3 protein-coding genes are annotated in these 3,503 nt (G+C 74.8%); all 3 read right to left on the minus strand.

Annotation, left to right across the window (positions count from 1 at the left end; translation table 11 throughout):
- Positions 1-17 precede the first annotated feature (17 nt).
- Positions 18-1,337 carry a histidinol dehydrogenase gene (gene hisD, locus GTQ99_RS21160; protein ID WP_166617673.1) on the minus strand — a complete coding sequence of 440 codons (1,320 nt, stop codon included), beginning with the start codon at positions 1,335-1,337 and terminating at the stop codon, positions 18-20.
- 239 nt (positions 1,338-1,576) lie between these two features.
- On the minus strand, positions 1,577-2,602 hold the full coding sequence (locus tag GTQ99_RS21165; RefSeq protein WP_166617674.1) for a LacI family DNA-binding transcriptional regulator: 1,026 nt from the start codon (positions 2,600-2,602) through the stop codon (positions 1,577-1,579).
- 74 nt (positions 2,603-2,676) lie between these two features.
- Positions 2,677-3,503: zinc-binding dehydrogenase (locus tag GTQ99_RS21170; protein ID WP_166617675.1), on the minus strand; the 827-nt coding region annotated here is incomplete at its 5' end.

Consider the following 3,503-nt stretch of genomic DNA (forward strand, 5'->3'; position numbering starts at 1 on the left):
GAGGTGGAGGGGTCTCCTCAGGCGGAGGTGCCCTGGAAGTGCTCGCTCCAGGGCAGCGGGCCACCGGCGTACTTGGCGGCGCGCACGTCGCCGGAGCGTGCGTGGCCCTCGAACAGCTCCACGCGCGCGGCCCGTCCGCACAGGGTCCCCAGCCGGGCCGAGGCAGCCTGGTCACGCACCTCCTGGTAGGTGACGGTGCGCAGGTACTTGCCGATCCACAGGCCACCGGTGTAGCGGGCCGCTCCCCGGGTGGGCAGGACGTGGTTGGTGCCGATCACCTTGTCGCCGTAAGAGACGCAGGTGCCCTCGCCGAGGAAGAGGGCGCCGTAGGCGTGCATCTTCTCCAGCGCCAGGCGCGGCTGCGCGGTGAGGACCTGCACGTGCTCGAAGGCGAAGGAGTCGGCGATGCGGTACGCCTCGTCGAGGTCGTCGGCCACGACGACCTGGCCGTGCTCGCGCCAGGCGGGACCGGCGATGTCGCCGGTGGGCATGCCGGGCAGGATCTGCTCCACGTGCTCCACGACCCGGTGGCCGAGCTCCTCGCTGGTGGTGACCAGGACGGCCGGGGACTCGGGGCCGTGCTCGGCCTGGGAGAGCAGGTCGACGGCCACGACGAACGGGTCGGCGCTCTCGTCGGCGACGATGAGGATCTCGGTGGGGCCGGCGAACAGGTCGATGCCGACCTCGCCGAACAGCTGCCGCTTTGCCTCGGCGACGTAGGCGTTGCCCGGCCCGGCCAGCATGTCCACCCGCGCCATCGTCTCGGTGCCCACGGCCATGGCGGCAACGGCCTGCACACCGCCCAGGACGTGGATCTCGTCGGCGCCGGCCAGGTGCATCGCGGCGATCGTGGCTGCGGGGACCTCCCCGCGGATCGGCGGCGTGCAGGCCACCACGCGCGGCACCCCGGCCACCTTGGCGGTGATGATGGTCATGTGGGCCGAGGCGGTGAGCGGGTAGCGGCCGCCCGGGACGTAGGCACCGACGGCCGCGACGGGCAGGTGCTTGTGGCCCAGGAACACCCCGGGTTCGGTCTCGACCTCGATCTCGCTCATGGATGCCAGTTGCGCCTCGGCGAAGCGGCGCACGTTGGCCTGCACGGTGGTGATGTCCTCGATCACCTGCTGCGGCAGGGTCGCCATGATCTGGCGCACCTGCTCGTCGTCCAGGCGGAAGGAGGCCGGCTCCCACCGGTCGAAGCGGGCGGACAGCTCGCGCACCGCCGCGTCGCCGCGGGTGCGCACGTCGTCGACGATCCCGCGCACGGTCTGCGCGATCGTCTCGTCGCCGGCGAAGGAGGTCGAGGTCGAGGTCGCGGTCTTCAGGGTGTGGGACATCTCAGCTCCGGGTGCGTGACGTCGGTGTCTCGGTCGGGGTGCTCGGGGAGGTGCTCGGGGGGTGCTCGCGGGACGACGGCGCGGGGCGGCTGCGGTGCGTCGCCGCGGTGGAGACGGTGTTGGATACGTATCCAACACCAGACGACCGTAGGGGCGGGGCACCGGCTCCGTCAACCCGTCGGCACACCCGGACCACTCGGACCACCCCGTGCCGCGAGCGGTTCAGGCCCGGTCCGGGATCAGCCCGCGCCCCGGCCAGGGACCTGCCGGCACGCGGCGGTCGTGCCGCGCTCCACCAGCTGCACCGGCAGCACCTCGTGGCGCAGCGGCGCCTGCGGGTCCTGCAGCCGCTCCAGCAGCAGCCGGGCGGCGACCTCGGCGATGCGGGCCAGCGGCTGGCGCACCGTCGTCAGCGCGATGCGCTCCCAGGAGGAGGTGGGCACGTCGTCGCAGCCGACCACGCTCAGCTCGCCGGGCACGTCGACCCCCTCGGCGGCGGCGGCGTTGAGCGCCGCGTGCGCCATCACGTCGTTGTGGCAGAACAGCGCGCTCGGGCGGTGGGGGCCGGCCAGCAGCTCGCGCACCGCCGCGTAGCTGGTGGCGTAGTCGTAGCCGCCCTGCACGCTGACCAGCTCCACCTCCGGTGCGCGCTCGGCCAGCCGCGCCCGGAACCCGGCCGCGCGCTGCTCGGCGGTGCTGGCCTGCGCCGTGCCGCAGAGCATCCCCAGGCGGCGGTGGCCCAGGTCCAGCAGGTGGTCGGCCGCCAGCCGGGCAGCGCCGGCGTTGTCGGCCTCGACCTGGTCCCCGGGGAACCCCTCGATGGTGCGGTGGCACAGCACGACCGGGATGCCGTGCTCGCTGACCGGCCAGGCCAGCGGGTCCTCGCGCACCGCGGAGGTGAACACCACCCCGTCCACGCGCTCGCGGCGCAGCATCGCCAGGCTCTCCGCCGCCGTCGCCACGTCGCTGAGCAGCAGCAGCCGCAGGCCCTGCTCGTGCAGCACCTGCTCCACCGCGCGCACCATGACCGGGTAGAAGGGGTTGGTGAGGTCGCGGATGACGACCCCGACGAGACCGGTGCGGGCGGCGACCAGCGAGCGGGCCGCCAGGTTCGGCTGGTAGTCGTGCTTGGCGAGCACCTCCAGCACCCGGCGTCGGGTCTCCGGGGCGACGCTGCCGCCGTTGAGGACGCGCGAGACCGTCGACTGCGCCACCCCCGCCTCCCGGGCGATCTGGACGCTGGAGACGGACGGTCGCCGGGCCATCGGCATCGCTCCCTCGGACGTGGGTGGTCGGCTTCGGCGCTCGTCCGGCAGCGCCGGACCGGCCCCGGCCGGGTTCAGCCGAGCCCCGGCACGATCAGCTGGCGCACGGCGAGGCCGTCGGCCAGCGTGTCCATCGCCTCGTTGACGTCCTCCAGGCCGATGGTGGCCGAGACCAGCTGCTCCACCGGCAGCCGGCCCTGCCGCCACAGCCGCACGTAGGTGGGGATGTCGCGCGCCGGCACCGCCGAGCCCAGGTAGCTGCCGACGATGGTGCGCGCCTCGGCCGTCAGCCCCAGCGGCGCGATCCGGGCGCGGGCGTCCGGAGCGGGCAGCCCGACCGTCACCGTGGTGCCGCCGGGCGCGGTCAGCTGCACGGCCGTCTCGAAGGCGCGCGCGTTGCCGGCCGCCTCCACCACGACCGGCGCCCGCAGCCCTTCCTCCAGCGCCTGCTGCGGCGTCGAGGTCCGCGAGGCGCCGGCGGCCCGCGCCGCGGTCAGCTTGGCCGGCACCGTGTCGACGCCGATGACCTGACCTGCGCCCAGCGAGGCCGCGGTCATCACGGCGGCCATGCCCACCCCGCCCAGACCCACCACGACCACGTCGTCGCCCTGCTGGGGCCGTCCGGCGTTGAGCACCGCCCCTCCCCCGGTGAGCACCGCGCACCCCAGCAGCGCGGCCACGGCCGGTGGCACGTCCGCATCGACGGGCACGATCGAGCGCCGGTCCACCACGGCGTGGGTGGCGAAGGCGGAGATGCCCAGGTGGTGCCCGACGCTCTGCCCGCCGCGGCGCAGCCGCGAACCCCCGCCCAGCAGCTCACCGGCCGCGTTGGCCTCGCTGCCCGGCAGGCACGGCAGCTTGCCCTCGGTGCGGCACCCCGCGCACCGAGGGCAAGCTGCCG

The organism is Kineococcus vitellinus (genome assembly GCF_009906315.1).
In the GTDB taxonomy this organism is placed as follows: Bacteria; Actinomycetota; Actinomycetes; order Actinomycetales; family Kineococcaceae; genus Kineococcus; species Kineococcus vitellinus.

Excerpts from the sequence above, each read along its gene's own strand:
- hisD (WP_166617673.1), bottom strand. The coding sequence starts at position 1,337 with ATGTCCCACACCCTGAAGACCGCGACCTCGACCTCGACCTCCTTCGCC.
- GTQ99_RS21165 (WP_166617674.1), bottom strand. The coding sequence starts at position 2,602 with ATGGCCCGGCGACCGTCCGTCTCCAGCGTCCAGATCGCCCGGGAGGCG.